This is a genomic window from Streptomyces sp. TLI_55, assembly GCF_900206255.1.
GTDB classification, from domain to species: Bacteria; Actinomycetota; Actinomycetes; order Streptomycetales; family Streptomycetaceae; genus Streptomyces; species Streptomyces aquilus.
Window position 1 is genome coordinate 3,878,262 of the sequence record NZ_OAOJ01000001.1, and the last position, 18,361, is coordinate 3,896,622.

The 18,361-nt window shown below is 72.2% G+C and carries 16 protein-coding genes; 3 read left to right on the forward strand and 13 right to left on the reverse strand.

Annotated features, from left to right (window positions below; all coding sequences use genetic code 11):
- Nucleotides 1-92: 92 nt before the first annotated feature.
- From CRP56_RS17835 to CRP56_RS17860, 6 genes are all read right to left on the reverse strand, one after another.
- Nucleotides 93-1,853 carry a TIR domain-containing protein gene (locus CRP56_RS17835; protein WP_097265220.1) on the reverse strand — a complete coding sequence of 587 codons (1,761 nt, stop codon included), beginning with the start codon at nucleotides 1,851-1,853 and terminating at the stop codon, nucleotides 93-95.
- Nucleotides 1,854-1,883: 30 nt separating this feature from the next.
- Nucleotides 1,884-2,729, reverse strand: coding sequence for a DMT family transporter (locus CRP56_RS17840; RefSeq protein ID WP_097265222.1), 846 nt, complete (start codon nucleotides 2,727-2,729; stop codon nucleotides 1,884-1,886).
- Nucleotides 2,726-3,244 (reverse strand): YbaK/EbsC family protein, encoded by a 519-nt coding sequence (locus tag CRP56_RS17845; RefSeq protein ID WP_097265224.1) that lies wholly within the window; start codon nucleotides 3,242-3,244, stop codon nucleotides 2,726-2,728. Before CRP56_RS17845 ends, CRP56_RS17840 begins: the two co-directional genes overlap by 4 nt.
- 61 nt (nucleotides 3,245-3,305) lie before the next feature.
- Entirely contained in the window at nucleotides 3,306-3,857 is a 552-nt protein-coding gene (locus tag CRP56_RS17850) for an isochorismatase family protein (protein WP_097265226.1), read from the reverse strand.
- 94 nt (nucleotides 3,858-3,951) lie between these two features.
- Entirely contained in the window at nucleotides 3,952-6,159 is a 2,208-nt protein-coding gene (locus tag CRP56_RS17855) for an MMPL family transporter (RefSeq protein ID WP_097265227.1), read from the reverse strand.
- Between the two features lie 130 nt (nucleotides 6,160-6,289).
- A complete protein-coding gene (locus CRP56_RS17860) occupies nucleotides 6,290-6,898 on the reverse strand; it encodes a TetR/AcrR family transcriptional regulator (protein WP_097265229.1) in 609 nt (202 codons plus the stop codon).
- A 178-nt stretch (nucleotides 6,899-7,076) separates the two neighbouring features.
- Here CRP56_RS17860 and CRP56_RS17865 point away from each other — a divergent pair, with 178 nt between their 5' ends.
- Entirely contained in the window at nucleotides 7,077-10,304 is a 3,228-nt protein-coding gene (locus CRP56_RS17865; protein WP_097265231.1) for a S41 family peptidase, read from the forward strand.
- Nucleotides 10,305-10,485: 181 nt separating this feature from the next.
- Here CRP56_RS17865 and CRP56_RS17870 read toward each other — a convergent pair whose 3' ends face one another.
- The 4 genes from CRP56_RS17870 to CRP56_RS17885 all read right to left on the reverse strand — a co-directional run bounded on the left by CRP56_RS17870 (nucleotide 10,486) and on the right by CRP56_RS17885 (nucleotide 14,078).
- Nucleotides 10,486-10,677 (reverse strand): hypothetical protein, encoded by a 192-nt coding sequence (locus tag CRP56_RS17870; protein ID WP_097265233.1) that lies wholly within the window; start codon nucleotides 10,675-10,677, stop codon nucleotides 10,486-10,488.
- An 88-nt stretch (nucleotides 10,678-10,765) separates the two neighbouring features.
- Nucleotides 10,766-11,650, reverse strand: coding sequence for an SDR family oxidoreductase (locus CRP56_RS17875; protein ID WP_097265235.1), 885 nt, complete (start codon nucleotides 11,648-11,650; stop codon nucleotides 10,766-10,768).
- Complete coding sequence (locus CRP56_RS17880) at nucleotides 11,647-12,564, reverse strand: alpha/beta fold hydrolase (RefSeq protein ID WP_097265238.1); 918 nt, start codon at nucleotides 12,562-12,564, stop codon at nucleotides 11,647-11,649. Before CRP56_RS17880 ends, CRP56_RS17875 begins: the two co-directional genes overlap by 4 nt.
- On the reverse strand, nucleotides 12,561-14,078 hold the full coding sequence (locus CRP56_RS17885) for a flavin-containing monooxygenase (protein ID WP_097265240.1): 1,518 nt from the start codon (nucleotides 14,076-14,078) through the stop codon (nucleotides 12,561-12,563). The genes CRP56_RS17880 and CRP56_RS17885 overlap by 4 nt, the downstream gene beginning before the upstream one ends.
- 161 nt (nucleotides 14,079-14,239) lie before the next feature.
- On the opposite strand from CRP56_RS17885, the gene CRP56_RS17890 reads away from it, so the two are divergent.
- Nucleotides 14,240-14,860 (forward strand): MerR family transcriptional regulator, encoded by a 621-nt coding sequence (locus CRP56_RS17890; RefSeq protein ID WP_179851315.1) that lies wholly within the window; start codon nucleotides 14,240-14,242, stop codon nucleotides 14,858-14,860.
- 77 nt (nucleotides 14,861-14,937) lie between these two features.
- On the opposite strand, the gene CRP56_RS17895 is transcribed toward CRP56_RS17890, so the two are convergent.
- Nucleotides 14,938-15,741, reverse strand: a complete 804-nt coding sequence (locus CRP56_RS17895; RefSeq protein ID WP_097265244.1) for an exodeoxyribonuclease III — start codon at nucleotides 15,739-15,741, stop codon at nucleotides 14,938-14,940.
- Nucleotides 15,742-15,807: 66 nt separating this feature from the next.
- On the opposite strand from CRP56_RS17895, the gene CRP56_RS17900 reads away from it, so the two are divergent.
- Complete coding sequence (locus CRP56_RS17900; protein ID WP_097265246.1) at nucleotides 15,808-16,287, forward strand: GNAT family N-acetyltransferase; 480 nt, start codon at nucleotides 15,808-15,810, stop codon at nucleotides 16,285-16,287.
- A gap of 23 nt (nucleotides 16,288-16,310) precedes the next feature.
- Here CRP56_RS17900 and CRP56_RS17905 read toward each other — a convergent pair whose 3' ends face one another.
- Nucleotides 16,311-16,970, reverse strand: a complete 660-nt coding sequence (locus CRP56_RS17905) for a response regulator (protein WP_097265248.1) — start codon at nucleotides 16,968-16,970, stop codon at nucleotides 16,311-16,313.
- Complete coding sequence (locus tag CRP56_RS17910; RefSeq protein ID WP_097274176.1) at nucleotides 16,943-18,214, reverse strand: sensor histidine kinase; 1,272 nt, start codon at nucleotides 18,212-18,214, stop codon at nucleotides 16,943-16,945. Before CRP56_RS17910 ends, CRP56_RS17905 begins: the two co-directional genes overlap by 28 nt.
- Between the last annotated feature and the right edge of the window lie 147 nt (nucleotides 18,215-18,361).

Consider the following 18,361-nt stretch of genomic DNA (forward strand, 5'->3'; position numbering starts at 1 on the left):
CCGGAAGAACTTCCTTCCAGAGTGCTCCCGCGGGGGCGACCGCGACCAGTCGGCCCGGCGGACGACGCCCGGGCCGCTGCTTCCTGTGCCTCCTATTCGGGCTCGGCGTACTGCTCGGGCCGCGGTGCCGGCGCCGTCGCCTTGACGCGCGCGGGAAGGCTCATGCCGGCCACGCGCGCGGCCAGCGACTCGCGGTACCCGTCGATCTGCCGTACCAGCTCCCGCCGTTGCCGCCGCTGGTACCGGTACGCGATCTCCAGGGTGCCGAGCGCGAGCAGCACCCCGAGCAGGACGACCACCCCCAGCGTCACGTACCGCCGGACCGTCCCCTCCCCGGCGTCGGCGAAGGCCCGCGCCGACGCGGCCGCCAGCGCGGTGATCAGTGCCAGCCACACCGTGTAGAGGGCGCACAGCCACGGATGGTCCCGCCGCAGCCAGAGCCCGCGCGTCCGGGCCGCCTCCCGCGCCACCCGCCGCGCCGCCCCGGCGATGTCGGCCAGCTCCCAGTCGGCCTTCTCCCGCTGCTCGCGCGAGAGCGGGGCGGTCATCCGGTCGAGGCGCAGATGGAGCCGGGCGACGGCGCGGCGCAGTTCGGCCCGGTTCACGCGGTCGGGCAGCCGGTGCGGCCAGCGGGCCCACAGCTCGTCGTCGCGTCGGCGCAGCCGGATGTCGGCGGCCGCCGCCCGGGCGACCGCGACGCCCAGCACCAGCAGCAGGACCAGCGCCCGCACCACGCCCAGGTCGCCGCGGAGCGCGCCGTACACCCCGACCAGGACGAGGCCGACGCCGACGGGCCAGGTCCCGCGGATGTAGGTGCGGTGCCGGACGGTGTGCAGCTCGCGCTCCAGATCGTCGACGGACCGCCGTACGATCCGCACGGCGGCGACCGCGATCAGCGGGGCGCAGAGCAGGAGGCAGCACATCAGGGCGGCGGTCAGGGTGTACGGCAGGACGCCGGTGCCGACCCAGTCGTCGTCCTGCGGCAGCAGGGGCACACCGACGAGTACCGTGGCCGCCACCGCTCCGGTCAGCGCCGCGAGCCACCGCCCGCCCGGCCGTGCCGCGCGCTCCTCGGGAGGGTCGACGGGCCGCCACTCCGGGCGGACGACGCCTTCCAGCGCGGCGACCACCACGGCGAGGTCGGCGGTCCAGTGCGCCGCGCGCAGCCGGGGCGCGTTGAGGCCGGCGAGCGCCCGGAGCGTGGCCGGCAGTTCGGCCGCGGTGGGCATCTCGGCGCCGTCGAGCAGCACCGGCAGGACGAACTTCCCACCCGCCAGCGCCCACTCGATCTCCCGCCGCACCCAGTCCTCCGGATCATCCAACCGCCGCGCCCCGGCCGGGAGCGGCGCCTCGGACAGGAGCGGCACCTCGGACGGGAGCGGCGCCTCGGACGGAGGCCGGGCATCGGATGGGAGCCGCACGTTGGACGGGAGCCGCGCGTCGGGCAGGGGCCGCGCGTCCGACAGAGGCCGCGCGCCGGGCAGGGGCCGCGCGTCGGACAGGGGCTGCGCTTCGGGCAGGGGCTGCGCGTCGGACAGATGCCGTGCCTCGGAATCGCCCAGCAGCCCCGCCCCGGACGGATGCCGGGCATCGGACAGCTGCCGCGCCTCCGACAAGGGCTGCGCCCCGGCCGCGTGCCGTTCGGCCGCCCACCCGGGGTGGAGCACGGCGATCAGCGCGTCGCAGTCCGCGACCCGCTCCACCAGCGCGTCCGCGAACCGCTGTCCCGGCAGCAGGGACGGCCGGTCCAGGAACACCTGGTCCCTGCCGAAGTGCCGCGCGAGCGCCGCGTCGAGGTCGTCGACGACACCGGAGTGCCGGCCCCTGCGGTAGTTGATGAAGACGCCGCTCATGGGGGCACAGACTAACCAGTGAGCGGCCGGTCACCCAGCGTGCAGCATGAGCCCGATCCCGGTCACCAGCAATCCGGCGGCCACGATTCGCGGCGCCCCGAACCGCTCCTTGAAGAACACCGCCCCGATGGCCGCGCCGACGATGATCGACGACTCCCGCAGGGCGGCGATCGGCGCCAGCTCGGCCTTGGTCTGCGCCCACAGCACGAGCCCGTACGCGGCGACGGACAGCGCGGCACCGAGCAGCCCGACCGCCGCGAACGGGCGCAGTTCCGCGAGCAGTTGACCGCGCCAGCGGTAGAGCGCGTACGCCGGTACGCACACGCCCTCGATGGCCATCAGCCAGGCGATGTACCCGAGCGACGACCCGGAGGCCCGTACCCCGAGCCCGTCGACGACGGTGTACGCGGCGATGGACAGCCCCGTCGCCAACGCGGCCCCGATCGCCGCCCAGTCGGGCCGGCGCCCCCGCAGCCCCCACAGCGCGACGCCGGTCAGCCCGGCGCAGGACACCCCGATCCCGGCGGCGGCCCACCCGTCCGGCACCTCGTGGGCGAAGACGGCGGCGAGGACGGTGACCACCAGCGGCGCGCTGCCCCGGGCGATGGGGTACGCCTGCCCGAAGTCCCCCAGCCGGAAGGACGTCATCAGCAGCATGTAGTACACGACGTGGATCACGGCGGAGGCGAGAAGATACGGCCACGCCCCCGCCGCCGGTATCGCCACGAACGGCACCATGAGCAGCCCGATCAGCGTCCCGCCGCCCGCGATGAGCGTGAACCCGACGAGCTTGTCGGTGATCTTGTGCGCGATGGCGTTCCAGCTGGCGTGCGTGACCGCGGCGCACAGCACCGCCGCGGTGACGACCGGCGTCACGGGGTGTGCTCGCGCACGTCCACGAGGGTGGCGCCGGCGTGCGCGACGAGGTCCTCGGGCGCGATGGGGAACACGGCGTGCGGATGGCCGGCGGCGGCCCACACGAGGTCGTGCTCCAGCAGCGACCGGTCGGCCAGCACCCGCGTCGTCGTACGGTGCCCGAAGGGCGGCACGCCCCCGATGGCGTACCCGGTGGCCTCCCTTACGACGTCCGCCTTGGCCCGCGTCACCTTCTCGGCGCCGAGTTCCTTCCGCACCAGCTCGACGTCGACCCGGGAGGCGCCGTCCATCAGCACCAGCACCGGCACCCCGTCGGCCGCGAAGATCAGCGACTTGCAGATCTGGCTGAGCTCGCAGCCGATCGCCGCGGCGGCCTCGGCGGCGGTCCGGGTGGCCTCCGGGAAGCGGCGGACCTGGCGGTGGAGGTCGTCGAGCCCCTTCGCGCGCAGGGCCTCGGCGAACAGGGGGTGGGCGCCGGAGTCCGCGGTGCCCGCTGGGCTGTCGGTGGTCGTCATGCACCGCACGCTAGCGGTGCGTGTAGGGCACAGGCGACCCGTTAAGCCGGGCACTGAAACGTCACGTGAACGTGACGTCCTTCGTGTCCGCCACCGCCGCCTTCCGCCCCGGCGCCGAGTGGTACTGCCAGTACAGGTTGGTGTGGGCGATGACCTGGTCCGGGGGCGGGGCGCCCCACTTGCTGTTGTCGTCCGTGGTGTGGGCGTCGCCGACGAGGGTGACGTCGTAGCCGCGGACGAACGCGCCGTGGATGGTGGAGCGGATGCAGGCGTCGGTCGACGCCCCGGTCACCACGAGATGGCCCGCTTCGGCCGCCGCGAGGACGTCCTCCAGCTCGGTCTCCTCGAAGGAGTCGCCGAAGTTCTTGTGGATGAGCGCCTCGGTGTCCCGGCGTATCAGCTCCGGCGCGTACTCCCAGGCGTCGCTGCCCTTCACCAGGTGCTCGTCGGAGTGCTGGACCCAGACCACCGGGACGTCCGCCTCGCGGGCGCGGTCGACGAGCGCGGCGATGTTGGCGACGACGGCGTCGCGCTCGTGGGCCTCGGCCACGACGCCCTTCTGGACGTCGATCACGAGCAGGGCCGTGCGGGGTCGTGCGGCAAGTGTGGTCATGCCCGCCACGTTAGACCGGGGCACTGACAATCGCCCTGGCCCACGGCCGTGGTGCAGCGCACCGCACCACGGCCGTGGGTTCAGCCCAGGGACCTCAGACCCGCACCAACTCCCGGTCCTCGTCCGGATCGCTGTCCTTCGGGCCGTCGAGCGCCGCCAGGCCCTCGCCCTCGACGTCCACGTTCGGCAGGGCGCGGTCCAGCCACTTCGGCAGCCACCAGGCCTTCTTGCCGAGCAGGGCGAGCACCGCCGGGACGATCGCCATGCGGACGACGAACGCGTCGAAGAACACCGCGATGGCGAGGCCGAAGCCGATCATCTTGATCATCGACTCGCTGGAGCTGATGAAGCCGCCGAAGACGGCCATCATGATCACCGCGGCGGCGACCACGACCCGGGCGCTGTGCTTGAACCCGGTCACCACGGCCTGGCTCGGGGACTCGCCGTGGACGTACGCCTCCCGCATCCGGGTCACGAGGAACACCTCGTAGTCCATCGCGAGGCCGAAGACCACGCCGACCATGAAGATCGGCATCATCGACATGATCGGGCCGGTCTCCTCGACGCCGATCAGACCGCCCAGCCAGCCCCACTGGAAGACCGCGACGACGGCGCCGAGCGCGGCGAGGACGGAGAGCAGGAAGCCCAGGGCCGCCTTCAGCGGGACCAGGATCGAGCGGAAGACCACGATCAGCAGCAGGAAGGCCAGGCCGACCACCAGCGCCAGGTACGGGATCAGCGCGTCGGTGAGCTTCTGCGAGAAGTCGATGTTCATGGCCGTGGTGCCGGTGACCAGGACGTCGGTGTCGGTGCCGGCCTTGACGTCCGCTCCGGCGTCCCGGATGGCGTGGACCAGGTCCTCGGTCTGGGTGGAGGAGGGCTTGGAGTCCGGGATCACGGTGATGGTGAAGGTGTCCCCGGCCTTGTTGAACGTCGCGGGCGTCACCGTCACGACGTCGTCCAGGCCCTTGATCCGGTCCGCGACCTGGGTGGCGGCGGCCTTCGGGTCGGCGCTGTCCTTGGCGTCGCCGACGACCATCAGGGGGCCGTTGAAGCCGGGGCCGAAGCCCTCGGAGAGCAGGTCGTAGGCGCGGCGCTGGGTGGTGGACGTCGGCTGCGAGCCGTCGTCGGGCAGGCCCAGTTCCAGGGAGGTGGCGGGCAGCGCGATCGTGCCGAGGCCGACGACGCCGAGCAGGAGCACGACGGCCGGACGACGGATGACGAAGCTCGCCCAGCGCGTGCCGAGGTTCGGCTTCCCGGGGGTCTCCAAAGACTTCTTGCGCTTCTCGCCCGCCGGCCGGATCTTCCGGCCCGCGTACCCGAGCAGCGCCGGGATCATGGTCAGCGCGATGAGGACGGCGATCACGACGGTGCCCGCCGCCGCGAGGCCCATCTTGCTCAGCATCGGCACACCGACCACCGACAGTCCGGCCAGCGCGATGACGACCGTGAGGCCGGCGAAGACCACCGCCGAGCCCGCTGTACCGGTGGCCCGGCCGGCCGCCTCCTCGCGGTCGCGGCCCTCGGCGAGCTCACCGCGGTAGCGGGAGACGATGAAGAGGGCGTAGTCGATGCCGACCGCGAGGCCGATCATCAGGGCGAGCGTGGAGGTGGTGTCGCCGAGGTCGAGCGTCTTGGCGAGGGCGGTGATGGTGGAGACGCCGATGCCGACGCCGACGATGGCCGTCAGCAGCGGCAGCCCGGCCGCGACCAGCGAGCCGAGGGTGATGACCAGCACGACCGCGGCGATGGCGAGGCCGATGACCTCGCCGGCGGCGCCCGGCTCGGCCCCGGCCTGCAGCGCGTCACCGCCGACCTCGACGGTCAGCCCCGTGTCCCGGGCCTGGTCCCCGGCCGCCTCCAGGGCGTCCCGGGTGGAGTCCTTGAGCTCCATGGAGGGCGCGTCGTACTTCACCGAGATGTACGCGACCGTGCCGTCCTTGCTGACGGCGTTGCTCTTGTAGGGGTCGGTGACGGAGTCGACCTCGGAGCCGTCGCCCAGCGCGGTCACGGTCTTGGCGACGGTGGCCTTGTTGGCGGCGTCGGTCATCTTCTCGCCCGCGGGCGCCTTGAGGACCAGGCGTCCGGTCGCGCCGTCGGCGCTGGCTCCGGGGAAGCGCTGTTCCAGCAGGTCGAAGGCCTTCTGGGCCTCGGTGCCGGGGATCGAGAAGGAGGAGGAGCCCGCGGCGGGGGCGCTGGCCGCGCCGACGCCCGCGAGCGTCAGCAGGGCGACCCAGATCAGGGCGACGAAATGCCGTCGCCGGAAGGCGAGCCGGCCGAGTTTGTACAGGAAAGTGGCCACGTGGGCGTACTCCCGGTCAGGTCGTGGGGTGGTTCAGGGACAGGGGTGATCAGCCCGGTGGGTGGCAGGGGTGATCGTCCCGACGACATTGAGCGGGTACGTCAGGTGAGGGTGGTGCTGGGGAAGGGGGTCAGTCGCCTTGGTTGCCGAGGGCGGGGAGGACCACGGCGTCGATGTACGACAGCAGGAAGGCCTGGGTGGGCGGCTGCTCGTCGATCATCGAGCGGGCGGCGAACCCGCCGATCATCATGTGCATCACGAAGTCGATCGCGGGGTTGTCCGGGCGGACCTCGCCGCGGTCGATCGCGCGCTGCACGATGGTGCGGAAGTCCGCCATCTCCGGCCCGATGAGGTGTTCCTTGAACGCCGCCAGGAGATCCGGGTTGCCGTGGATCGCCATGGCGAGGCCTCGCATGAGCGCGGAGTTCTGCTCCATCTGGCAGTCGTCCGAGCGCAGGGTGAGGGCGTGCAGGTCGCCCCTGAGCGATCCGGTGTCGATGTGGGCGAGGCTGCCGGCACCGCCGGGCTTGGTGTGCCGGACGGCCTTCGCGACGAGCTCGGCCTTGCCGCCCCACTGGCGGTAGAGCGTGGCCTTGCTGGAGCGGGTCCGGGCGGCCACGGCGTCCATGGTGAGGGCGTCGTAGCCGACCTCGCGGAGCAGTTCGAGCACGGCCTCGTACAGCTCGGCCTCGCGCTCGGGCGTGATCCGACTGCGACGCGCCGTCGCGACCTCAGTCATGCTTCTCACCCTCTCCCACTCCGGCGTCCCGCGCCGAACGACACGGTTTCGTACGTGAGTACAAGACGAATGTAGCGCACCGACTAGCGAAACGAAACGGTTTCGTTCGTGTCCTGCGTCACCCGGGTCCGGTTTTTCACAAGTTGCTCCGGCTCATCCCCCGGAAAAGCATGAAGAGGTGAGCTATCTGCGCCTGCCGCATCTGAGCGGCGACCTCTTGTGCTTCGTGGCCGAGGACGACCTGTGGCTGGCCCCCCTGGACGGCACGGACCGCGCCTGGCGGCTCACCGTCGACCGTACCAAGGTGGGCCACCCGCGCTTCTCCCCCGACGGCCGCCACATCGCGTACACGAGCTGGCGCAGCCTCGTGCCGGAGATCCATCTGGCGGACGTGGAAGGCGGTCCCGGCAGACAGCTCACGTACTGGGGCTCGCCGGACACGCAGGTCTGCGGATGGACGCCGGAAGGCCAGATCCTCGCCGTCGCCTCCCACGGCGAGCCCTTCTCCTACTTCACCTGGGCCTACAAGGTCCGCACCGACGGCGACCCCGGCCGCAAGCTTCCCTGGGGCCCGGTCTCCGACATCCAGGTCGCCGATCTCGACGGCGACCGCAGAACCCTGCTGCTCACCGGCACCCCGCCGCACGAACCGGCCGCCTGGAAGCGCTACCGCGGCGGCGCCACGGGCCGCCTGTGGCTGCACGGCCACCGCCTCCTGGAGGACCTCGACGGCCATCTCCACTCCCCCATGTTCGTCGGCGGCCGGATCGCCTTCCTCTCCGACCACGAAGGCGTCGGCAACCTCTACTCGTGCGCCCACGACGGCTCCGACCTGCGCCGCCACACCGACCACGACGCCTTCTACGCCCGGCACGCGGCGAGCGACGGCACCCGGGTGGTGTACCAGTGCGCGGGCGACCTGTGGATCGTCGACGACCTCTCCCCGGCCGGGACGCCCCGCAGGCTCGACGTCCGGCTGAGCGGCCCGCGCGCGGGACGCCGTCCGTACCAGGTGCCGGCCGCCCAGCACGTGGACGGCGTCTCGGTCGACGAGACGGGCCGCGCGAGCGCCGTCGTCGTCCGCGGCAGCCTGTACTGGCTGACCCACCGCGACGGCCCGGCCCGCACGATCACGGACACCCCGGGCGTACGGGTCCGGCTCCCGGAGATGCTCGGCTCGGTCGGCCAGGTCGCCTACGTCACCGACGCGGAGGGCGAGGACGCGATCGAGATCGCCCACCTGCCCCGCGCGACCGGCGACCGCGAGCCCCGCCGGCTCGCCTCCGGCGAACTGGGCCGCGTCCTGGAACTGGTCTCCGACCCGCGGGGCGAACGCCTCGCCATCGCCTCCCACGACGGCCGGCTGCTCCTCATCGACGCGACGGAGGACTCCAACGGCGAGGTCACCGAGCTGATCCGCTCGATCAACGGCCCGGTCCGCGATCTGTCCTTCGCCCCGGACGGTTCCTGGCTGACCTGGTCGCACCCCGGCATCGGCCGCTCCCTGCGCCAGATCAAGATGGCCCGCATGAAGGACCGGCTGATCGTCGACGTCACCAACGGCCGCTTCGAGGACGAGAACCCGGTCTTCACCCGCGACGGCCGCTACCTCGCCTTCCTCTCCTGGCGCGGCTTCGACCCGGTGTACGACGTCCACACCGGCGACCTCTCCTTCCCGCTGGGCTGCCGCCCGTACCTGGTCCCTCTGTCCTCGGCCACCCCCTCCCCCTTCGCGCTCAACCCCGAAGGCCGCCCGGCAGCGGGCGGCCTCGACCCGGCGGAGGACGAGCCCGGCGACGGCAGCACGGTCACGGTGGAGGTGGAAGGCCTGGAGAGCCGCGTCACCCCCTTCCCCGTCAGCGCCTCCAAGTACTCGGCGCTGTACCCGGTGACGGGCGGCGGGCTGGTCTGGCTGCGCTGGCCGATCTCGGGCGCCCTCGGCGAGACCTTCGCCAACCCGGACGACACCAGCGGCCGCCCGACCCTGGAGTACTTCAACATCAGCAAGGCGAAGAAGTCCGAACTCGTCGACGACCTCGACTGGTTCGCGGTCAGCGGCGACGGCTCACGGCTGGTGATCGTCGACGAGGGCGACCTGCGCGCGGTGCCCGCCACCGAGTCCGGCGACAGCGACTCCACCGTGTGGATCGACGCCCGCCGCATCCTGCACGACGTCGACCCCGGCGCCGAGTGGCGTCAGGCGTACGAGGAGGCGGGCCGGCTGATCCGCGCCTACTTCTGGGACCCGGGGATGTGCGGCATCGACTGGGACGCGGTCCTCGACCAGTACCGCCCGCTGGTCAAACGGGTGGCCACGCCCGACGAGTTCGCGGACCTGCTCCGCGAGGTCCTCGGCGAACTGGGCACCTCCCACGCCTACGTCACCGCCGCCCGCCGCAACGAGGGCCCGCCCCACTACCAGCGCCGCCAGGGCCTCCTGGGCGCCAACTTCGTCCGCCGGGACGCCGGTTGGACCGTCAAGCGCATCCTGCCCGGCGACTCCTCCGACTCCAAGGCCCGCTCCCCGCTGGCCGGCACCGGCATCCGCGAGGGCGCGGTCCTCACCCACGTCGACGGCCGCCCCGTCGACCCGGTGACCGGACCGTACCCGCTGCTCGCCGGGGCGGGCGGTACGACGGTGGAGCTGACGTTCACCCCGGCGGAGGGCGAGGGCCGCGCGCGCCGGGTGGCCGTGGTGCCGTTGCTCGACGAACGCCCCCTGCGCTACCAGGACTGGGTGGCCAAACGCCGTGAGGTCGTACGGGAGTTGAGCGGCGGCCGCTGCGGCTATCTGCACATCCCCGACATGGGCGGCTCCGGCTGGGCCCAGTTCAACCGGGACCTGCGCATGGAGGTGTCGAGGCCGGCCCTGATCGTCGACGTACGCGGCAACGCGGGCGGCCACATCAGCGAACTCGTCGTGGAGAAGCTGACCCGCACGATCCTCGGCTGGGACCTCACGAGGAACGCCCAGCCGGTGTCGTACGCCTCGAACGCCCCGAGGGGGCCGGTGGTCGCCCTCGCGGACGAGGCGACCTCCTCCGACGGCGACATGATCACGGCCGCGTTCAAGCTGCTGAAGCTGGGCCCGGTGGTCGGCCAGCGCACCTGGGGCGGGGTCGTCGGCATGACCGGCCGCCACCAGCTCGGCGACGGCACGGTGATCACGGTGCCGATGAACGCGGGCTGGTTCGACGCGTACGGCTGGAGCGTGGAGAACCGGGGCGTCACCCCGGACCTGGAGATCCTGCGCACCCCACTGGACTGGGCGGAGGGCCGCCACGCGCAGCTGGACGACGCGGTGAAGCTGGCGGTGGACCTCCTGACCACCAACCCGCCTGCGACGCCGCCGGATTACAGCGACGTACCGGACAGGTCGAGGCCGAAGTTGCCGCCGAGGTCTTGAGCAAATTCGCCGGGAGGTTCTGAATCCGGGGCGCGGGCAACTCCCTGAGGGGCGCGGGGAACTGCGCGACCAGCCCCCACCCCCCTGCACCCGACACCGCATCCCAGAACGGCCACGCGAACATGGGGTGCCCCGATCCTCGGGGCACCCCATGTTCAGCGGCTGAAGCCGAGCGCAGCGGCTACGCGTCGTAGTCCTGGTCGAGCCGGTCCTGCTCCTCATTCAGGAGCCGCTCCGTCTCCTCGTCCCGCTGCTTGCCGCGCTGCGGCTGCTCCTTGCCACGCTGCGCCTGCTCCTTGCCCTGCTGAGCGCGCTGCTTGGCCTGCTCCTGCCACTGCTCCGACTTGTCCTGGAACTGGTCCTTCATACCCATGTGGGTTCACTCCCGAAGTGGGTGGGGGAAGAGCCCCGAGCCGGGGCCTCGACCAGATTCACACGCCCGGACACAGTGCGCATTTCGATCAGTCACGGTGCGTAGCGCGCGCCTCCTCATCGGCGGCCCCACCTGCGCCGACGAGTCCCGACCGCATGCCCTCCAACCGGTCTCCGAAGCGCCGCATCTCCCGTACCCCGACCGTCCCGATGAGCCCCGGCAGATACCCGCGCACGCCCTGCATGCCGCGCAGCCACCACTGCCCGTACACATGGCCGGCCCGCCGCTCGATCCCGGCGACGATCCGGTCCACGGCCGGGCCCAGCGGGTACGTCTTGTTGGACGGCCACGGCAGCCGCTGCCTGAGCTCCCGCATGACCTCGTCCTGATCCGCGCCGCGCACCATGTCCGTGTCGGTCCAGGACAGATAGCCGACGCCGACCCGCACGCCCTTGTAGCCGACCTCGGCCCGCAGACTGTGCGCGTACGCCTCCACACCGGACTTGGACGCGCAGTACGCGGTCATCATCGGCGCGGGCGTGATGGCGGCCAGCGAGGCGATCTGGAGCAGATACCCCCGGCTCTCCATCAGCATCGGCAGGAAGGCCCGGGCGGTGACCGCCGACCCGATCAGGTTGACCTCGATGACCCGCCGCCACGCCTCCGGGTCGGAGTCCACGAACGGACCGCCAGTCGCCACACCGGCGTTGGCGACGACGATGTCGACCTTCCCGAACCGCTCCTTGACCTCCCGCGCGACCCGCGCCATCGCCTCGTGGTCGGTGACGTCGGCGTACCAGTGGTCGCTGTCGCTGTGCAGCCGTTCGGAGACCTGCTTGAGCGCGTCCGGCTCCAGGCCGACCAGCGCCACCTTCACCCCACGCGCCGACAGCTTGCGCGCGAGCAGCTCGCCGACACCGCGCGCGGCGCCCGTGACGACGGCGACCTGTCCTTCGAGACCGACCCTGCTCATGCGCCCTCCTTGAGCGTCGCGTACGTCGTCACGAGGTCCCGGATCTTCCCGGTGACCAGCTCGGGAGCCTCCACGGGCGTCATGTGCCCGAGTCCCGGCAGTTCGGTGAGCCCCACACACTGCGGCAGCGCCGCCACCAGCTCACGCGCGTGCACCGGCGGCGTCAACCGGTCGGCGGTCCCGACGACGACGGCCGTCGGCACATCGAGGGAGCGCACGCCGTGGTCGAGGTCGAGCAGATCGAGCACCTGCGACCAGGAGTACCGCACCTTGCGCGGGCACGCGTGCACGATCCGCGCGCACGCCTCCACCATGTGCGGGGCCGAACCTGGCCCCATCGTCCCGTACTTGAGGATCCGCCGGGCGAGAGGAGTGACCGGCCCGAGCGGCGCCCGCGATCCGAGGACGCGCTGGGTCAGCCAGGTCCGCAGCCGCCCGGGCCGCAGGGGTACGAGGGTCGACTCGGCGACCAGCCGCGAGGACCCGGTGCTGCACAGCAGGACCGCGGCGGCGTGCTCCCGGAAGGCGGCCCGGGTGGCGGCGGCCATCACCGTCATCCCGCCCATGGAGTGCCCGGCGATCACGGCCTTCTCCCCGGGTGCCAGGGTCGCTTCCAGTACGGCTTCCAGGTCGTCGGCGAGCGCGTCCACGCTGCACGCCGGGCTCGCGGGACTGCGTCCGTGGCCGCGCTGGTCGTAGGCGATGACCCGGTGGTCGACGGCGAGGTCCCGGATCTGCGCCGCCCAGAAGGCGGTCGAGCAGGTCCAGCCGTGGGCGAGGACGACGGCGGGGGCGCCCTCGGGCCCGTGGACCTCGACGTGCAGGCGGGCGCCGTCGGCGGAGACGGCGGTGAGTTCACGGGTGGGGGCGGGCGGGGCGTAGGGCCCGGACACGACGGACATGAGCCGGCTCACGCGGACACCTCGTCCTTCGTCTCCGTCTTCTTGGTGACCTTCTGGGCGCGGATCACCTCGTACTCGGTGATGTCCACACGCCGTGTCGCCCGCCGGAACTCGCTCGTCGTGCCCGGCCAGATGGTGGTGTTGCGGCCGCCCTCGTCGAGGTACCAGCTGGTGCAGCCGCCGGTGTTCCACACCGTGCGCTTCATCCGCTCCTGCACCCGCCGGTTCCAGGCGCCGACCGCGCTCGGCCGGGCGTCGAGGGCGGCGCGTCCGCCGAGGACGTCCAACTGCCGTACGAAGTCGGCCAGGTAGTTCAACTGGGACTCGATCATCAGGATCATCGAGGAGTTCCCGAGGCCGGTGTTGGGCCCGATGATGGTCATCCAGTTCGGGAACCCGGCGGCGGAGGCGCCGCGCAGGGCCTCCATGCCGCCCTTCCACACCTCGGCGAGGGTCCGGCCCTCCGCGCCCACGACCCGCTCGGCGATGGGCATGTCGGTGACGTGGAAGCCCGTACCGAAGACGATGACGTCCGCCTCGGCCTCGGTGCCGTCGGCGGCGACGAGGGTGGAGCCGCGGACTGCCTGCAGACCGCCGGCGACGACGTCGACGTTGGGCCGGGCGAGCGCCGGGTAGTACTCGCTGCTCAGCAGGATGCGCTTGCAGCCGATGCGGTAGTCGGGGGTGAGCTTGGCGCGCAGCGCCGGGTCCTTGACGGCCCGCCCCATGTTCCGCTTGGCCAGCTGCTCGACGAACCCGAGCTGCTCGGGGTGCTTGGTGAACGCCGAGACCTGCAACTCCCGGATGCCCCACAGCAGTCCGCGCCGGGCCTGCCCGGTGAACGGCAGCGCCCGGTGCAGGGCCCGCTCGGCGCCGGTGATGGCCCGGTCGACGCGGGGCATCACCCAGGGCGGGGTGCGCTGGAAGAGGGTGAGCCGGCCGACCTGCGGCTGGATGGCGGGCACGATCTGGATCGCGGAGGCCCCGGTGCCGACCACGGCGACGCGCTTGCCGCGCAGGTCGAGGCCGTGGTCCCAGCGGGCGGAGTGGAAGACCTTGCCGGGGAAGGAGTCGAGCCCCGGGATGTCGGGGATCTTCGGGTCGGACAGCGGCCCGGTGGCGGAGACGACGACGTCGGCGGAGAGCCGCCGGCCCCCGCTGATCTCGATGTCCCAGCACAGCCGTTCCGCGTCCCAGGCCATCCGCATGACCTCGGAGCCGAAGCGGATGTGCGGCCGGAGGTGGAAGACGTCGGCGACGTGCTCCAGATAGGCCCGGATGTGTTCCTGCCCGGAGAAGGTGCGCGGCCAGTCGGGGTTGGGGGCGAAGGAGAAGGAGTAGAGGTGGGAGGGCACGTCACAGGCGCACCCGGGATAGCTGTTGTCCCGCCAGGTGCCCCCGACGCTGTCCGCCCGCTCCAGCACGACGAAGTCGGTGACACCCTCCCGCCGCAGCCGTACGGCGGCCCCGAGCCCCCCGAACCCGGACCCGATCACCGCCACCCGCACATGCTCGTGCTCGGTCATCCCGAACCCTCCACGCTGTCCGACTCCGCCAGTGAACACTGGCGCAATCGGAGGGTAGAGCAGCTCCGTACCGATGGGTAGGGGTCGGGGGAAGGAAAGTTACCGGCGGTACAACATAGGCTGCGGGCGTGACGGAGAAGCAGGAGCACCGCGAGTACCGCATGGAGGAGCTGGCGAGGAAGGCCGGCATCACCGTGCGCACCCTGCGCTTCTACCGCGAACGCAAACTGCTCCCGCCGCCCCGCCGCGAGGGCCGTATCGCCTGGTACGACGACCATCACCTGGCCCGCCTGCGCACGATCGCGGCCCTGCTGGAACGCGGCCACACCCTGACCGGCATCGGGGAGCTGGCGGAGGCCCTGGACCACGGCCGCGACGTGGCGGACCTGCTGGGCGTGGACCCCCCTTCCGAAGAGGAACCGGTCCGCCTCACCCCCGAGGAACTCGCCGCCCGCTTCGAGGGCCAGGTCACCCCGGAGAACCTCGCCGCCGCACTGGAGCTCGGCTACCTCGGCACCGACGGCGACGAGATCGTCCACATCAGCCGCCGCCTCCTCGACGTCTCCTCGGCCCTGGTCGCCGAGGGCATCCCCCTCGCCGAGGTCCTGGCCGCCGGCAAACGCGTCCGCGACCACGTCGACGAACTGGCGGAGATGTTCACCGACCTGGTCCTCCGCCACGCCACGGAAAACGACCTCGCCCGCCTGCGCCCCCTCGCACGGAGCGTGGTGGAGGCGGAACTGTCACTGGCGTTGGACCGGCGGTTGCGCAAGCAGGGCTAGCGGGGACAGGACGCCTAGGGTCAGAGGCCAGGGGGTCAGAGGCCAGGGGTCAGAGGCCAGGGGTCAGAGGCCAGGGGTCAGAGGTCGTAGACCACGGTCACCGGCGCGTGGTCCGACCAGCGCTCGGCGTGGGTGGCCGCCCGCTCCACGAACCCCTTGACCGCCTTGGCGGCCAGGCCGGGAGTCGAGACGTGGTAGTCGATGCGCCAACCTGAATCGTTGTCGAAGGCCCGCCCCCGGTACGACCACCACGAGTACGGCCCCTCGACATCGGGATGCAGCGCCCGCACCACGTCGACGTAACCGCCGTCGGTCGCGTCGAAGACCCGCGTCAGCCACTCCCGCTCCTCGGGCAGGAAGCCGGAGTTCTTCTGGTTGGCGCGCCAGTTCTTCAGGTCGGCCGGCTGGTGGGCGATGTTCCAGTCGCCGCAGACGACGACCTCGCGGCCGTCGGCGGCACAGCGCTCGCGCAAGCCCTTGAGGTAGGCGAGGAACTCGCCCATGAAGCGGACCTTCTCGTCCTGGCGCTCGGTGCCGACCTCGCCGGAGGGGAGGTAGAGGGAGGCGACCGTCACACCGGGCAGGTCGACCTCGACGTACCGCCCGCTGGTGTCGAACTCGCTCGACCCGAAGCCGACCTGGACGCGGTCGGGCTCCCGGCGGCTGTAGAGGGAGACGCCGGCGCGGCCCTTGGCGTCGGCGGGCGCGTGCACGACGTGCCAGCCCTCGGGTGTACGGACCTCTTCGGGCAGCTGCTGCGGCTCGGCGCGCACCTCCTGCAGGCAGAGCACATCGGCGGAGGTGTCCGCGAGCCACTCCACGAAGCCCTTCTTCGCGGCGGCGCGGAGTCCGTTTACATTCGCAGAGGTCACAGTGAGCACCAGGGCACCTTACCCGCACCTTGGACTGAGTCCTGTTCTGGACGGTCTTGGCTTACCGTTTCCGACATGCATGTCATCCGTCGCATCTCCTTCGACCACCCCGACGCCGTCAAGCTCAACGACCAGGTCCAGGCCGAGTACGCCGTCCGCTACGGCGACGACGGCGACGCCACGCCCCTGGCCCCGTCCGACTTCGACCCGCCGAACGGCGTCTATCTCATCGCCTACGACGAGTGCGGCAGCCCGGTCGCCACGGGTGGCTGGCGCACGCAGGACACCAACGACGAGGGGTACCGCGACGGGGACGCCGAGCTGAAGCGGATGTACGTCATAGAGCAGGCGCGGGGCAACGGCCTCGCCCGGCGCATCCTGGCCGCCCTGGAGGAGGACGCGCGCGCGGCGGGCCGGCTCCGCATGGTCCTGGAGACCGGCGACAAGCAGCCGGAGGCCATAGCGCTGTATCTCTCCAGCGGCTACGAGCCGTGCGAGAAGTTCGGCTACTACCGGCACTACGAGTCCAGCCGCTGCTACGCGAAGGCGCTGTGACCGCCGCTTCTCTTCGAGGGCCGTCAGGCCCTGAGGTAGGCGAGCACCGCCAGCACCCTGCGGTGCGTGTCGTCGGCCGGGGGCAGGTCCAGCTTGGTGAGGATCGAGCCGATGTGCTTGCCGACGGCCGCCTCGGACACCACCAGCGCCTTGGCTATCGCGCCGTTGGACTTGCCCTCGGCCATCAGCGCCAGCACCTCCCGCTCGCGCGGGGTGAGCCGGGCGAGCGGATCCCGTCGCCGGCGCAGCAACTGCCGTACGACCTCGGCGTCCACGACCGTGCCCCCGGCCGCGACCTCCCGCAGCGCCGCCACGAACTCCTCGACCTGGCCCACCCGGTCCTTGAGCAGATAGCCGACCCCGGTGCCGTCCCCGGAGTCGAGGAGTTCGGCGGCGTACGCCCGCTGCACGTACTGGCTGAGGACCAGCACCGGCAGCCCGGGCCGCTCCTCGCGCAGCTTCACCGCCGCGTGCAGTCCCTCGTCCTGGAAGCCGGGCGGCATGCGGACGTCCGTCACGACCACGTCCGGCGTGTGTTCGGCGACGGCGGCGAGGAGGGCGTCCGCGTCGCCCACGGCCGCGACCACCTCGTACCCGAACCGGGTGAGCAGGCCGACGAGTCCGTCGCGCAGCAGCACGCTGTCCTCGGCGAGGACTATGCGCAGGGCTCGGTCGGCCGGCAAGGGATCTCCACTCGCAGCAGGGTCGGTCCGCCCGGCGGGCTGGACAGGAAGAGTCTGCCATCGAGCACTGACACCCGGTCGGCGAGACCGGTCAGCCCGGTGCCGCCGTCGAGGTCCGCGCCCCCGCGTCCGTCGTCCCGGATCTCCAGCGTCAACCGCTCCTCGTCGTGCCCCCCGCTGACGACCGCCCGGCTCGCCCCGCTGTGTCGGCCCACGTTGGCGAGGGCTTCGCAGACGACGAAGTAGGCGGCGGACTCGACGGGTTGGGACAACCGTCCAGGCAGGTCGAGGTGGACGTCCACGGGGATCGCGCTGCGGTCGGCCGCGTCGGTGACGGCGGCTTCGAGGCCGTAGTCGGCGAGGACCTTGGGGTGGATGCCGTGGATGAGTTCGCGGAGTTCCGCGAGGGCTTTCTCGGCCTCGCCGTGCGCGGTGGCGAGTTGGTCGGCGAGCGGGCCGGGCGGGACGTCGAGGCGGGCGAGGCCGAGGCGCATGGTGAGGGCAACGAGCCGTTGTTGTGCGCCGTCGTGCAGGTCGCGCTCGATACGGCGCCTTTCCGCCTCGAAGGCGTCCACCAGCCGCACGCGCGAGCGCACGAGCTCAGCGACCCGCGCACTGTCCTGCCCACGCGCCCCCAACAACGCCCTCACCACCTCAGCGCGCGCCCCGGCGGCCACCCCCAGCACGTACGCCCCCACCAGGAGCAACACGCCCCCGGCCACCGCGGCCCCGGTCGCGGCCGGCCAGGTGTCGACCGTCCACAGCTTGACCACCTTCGCTTCGCCCTCCAAGGCGACCAGCAGCGGCGTCGCGAGCAGGAACAGCGGCACCCCGGCGGCGAAGGTGACGACGAGCGCGTCCAGCGGCCACAGCACGAGCGCGAGAAGCACGGCGTACGCCAACTCCCGCCAGGTCTCCGGCTCCTTGAGCCGTACGACGAGCCAGCGCGCGAGCCCCGGCGCGTCAGGCACCCGATGCGCCCCCGCGGGCGCGTCCCCCACCCCCGCCGTCCGCACCCGCCACCGCTCCACGGCGGCCACCGGAATCCCGGCGAGCGCGGTGAGCACGAGCAACGGCAGCCCGACGAGGACGACGGCCGTCGCCGCCCCCACGGCGACCCCGGCGACGATCCCGACCAGCACGACCGCCCCGAACAGCGCCCCGCTCGCCAGGAACGCGACCGACCGCCACGGCCACGCCGACCTCAGATACCCACGCCCGCCGAGCGCCTGCCACACCGTCATGGAGATCACGGTAGGAGCCGGGCCGGGGCGGACGGAATCCGTCCAGCCGGAGAACCGGGGGTATGCCTGGCCCTACCCCAAGTCTCGCTTCTGCCGCACTGCTTCGGGGTGCGGTGACGCGGTTTGGTGGAGCCCTCTCCTGAACGT

Excerpts from the sequence above, each read along its gene's own strand:
- CRP56_RS17885 (WP_097265240.1), bottom strand. The coding sequence starts at position 14,078 with ATGACCGAGCACGAGCATGTGCGGGTGGCGGTGATCGGGTCCGGGTTC.
- CRP56_RS17850 (WP_097265226.1), bottom strand. The coding sequence starts at position 3,857 with ATGACCACACTTGCCGCACGACCCCGCACGGCCCTGCTCGTGATCGAC.
- CRP56_RS17860 (WP_097265229.1), bottom strand. The coding sequence starts at position 6,898 with ATGACTGAGGTCGCGACGGCGCGTCGCAGTCGGATCACGCCCGAGCGC.
- CRP56_RS17845 (WP_097265224.1), bottom strand. The coding sequence starts at position 3,244 with ATGACGACCACCGACAGCCCAGCGGGCACCGCGGACTCCGGCGCCCAC.
- CRP56_RS17900 (WP_097265246.1), top strand. The coding sequence starts at position 15,808 with ATGCATGTCATCCGTCGCATCTCCTTCGACCACCCCGACGCCGTCAAG.
- CRP56_RS17875 (WP_097265235.1), bottom strand. The coding sequence starts at position 11,650 with ATGAGCAGGGTCGGTCTCGAAGGACAGGTCGCCGTCGTCACGGGCGCC.
- CRP56_RS17835 (WP_097265220.1), bottom strand. The coding sequence starts at position 1,853 with ATGAGCGGCGTCTTCATCAACTACCGCAGGGGCCGGCACTCCGGTGTC.
- CRP56_RS17910 (WP_097274176.1), bottom strand. The coding sequence starts at position 18,214 with ATGACGGTGTGGCAGGCGCTCGGCGGGCGTGGGTATCTGAGGTCGGCG.
- CRP56_RS17870 (WP_097265233.1), bottom strand. The coding sequence starts at position 10,677 with ATGGGTATGAAGGACCAGTTCCAGGACAAGTCGGAGCAGTGGCAGGAG.
- CRP56_RS17890 (WP_179851315.1), top strand. The coding sequence starts at position 14,240 with ATGGAGGAGCTGGCGAGGAAGGCCGGCATCACCGTGCGCACCCTGCGC.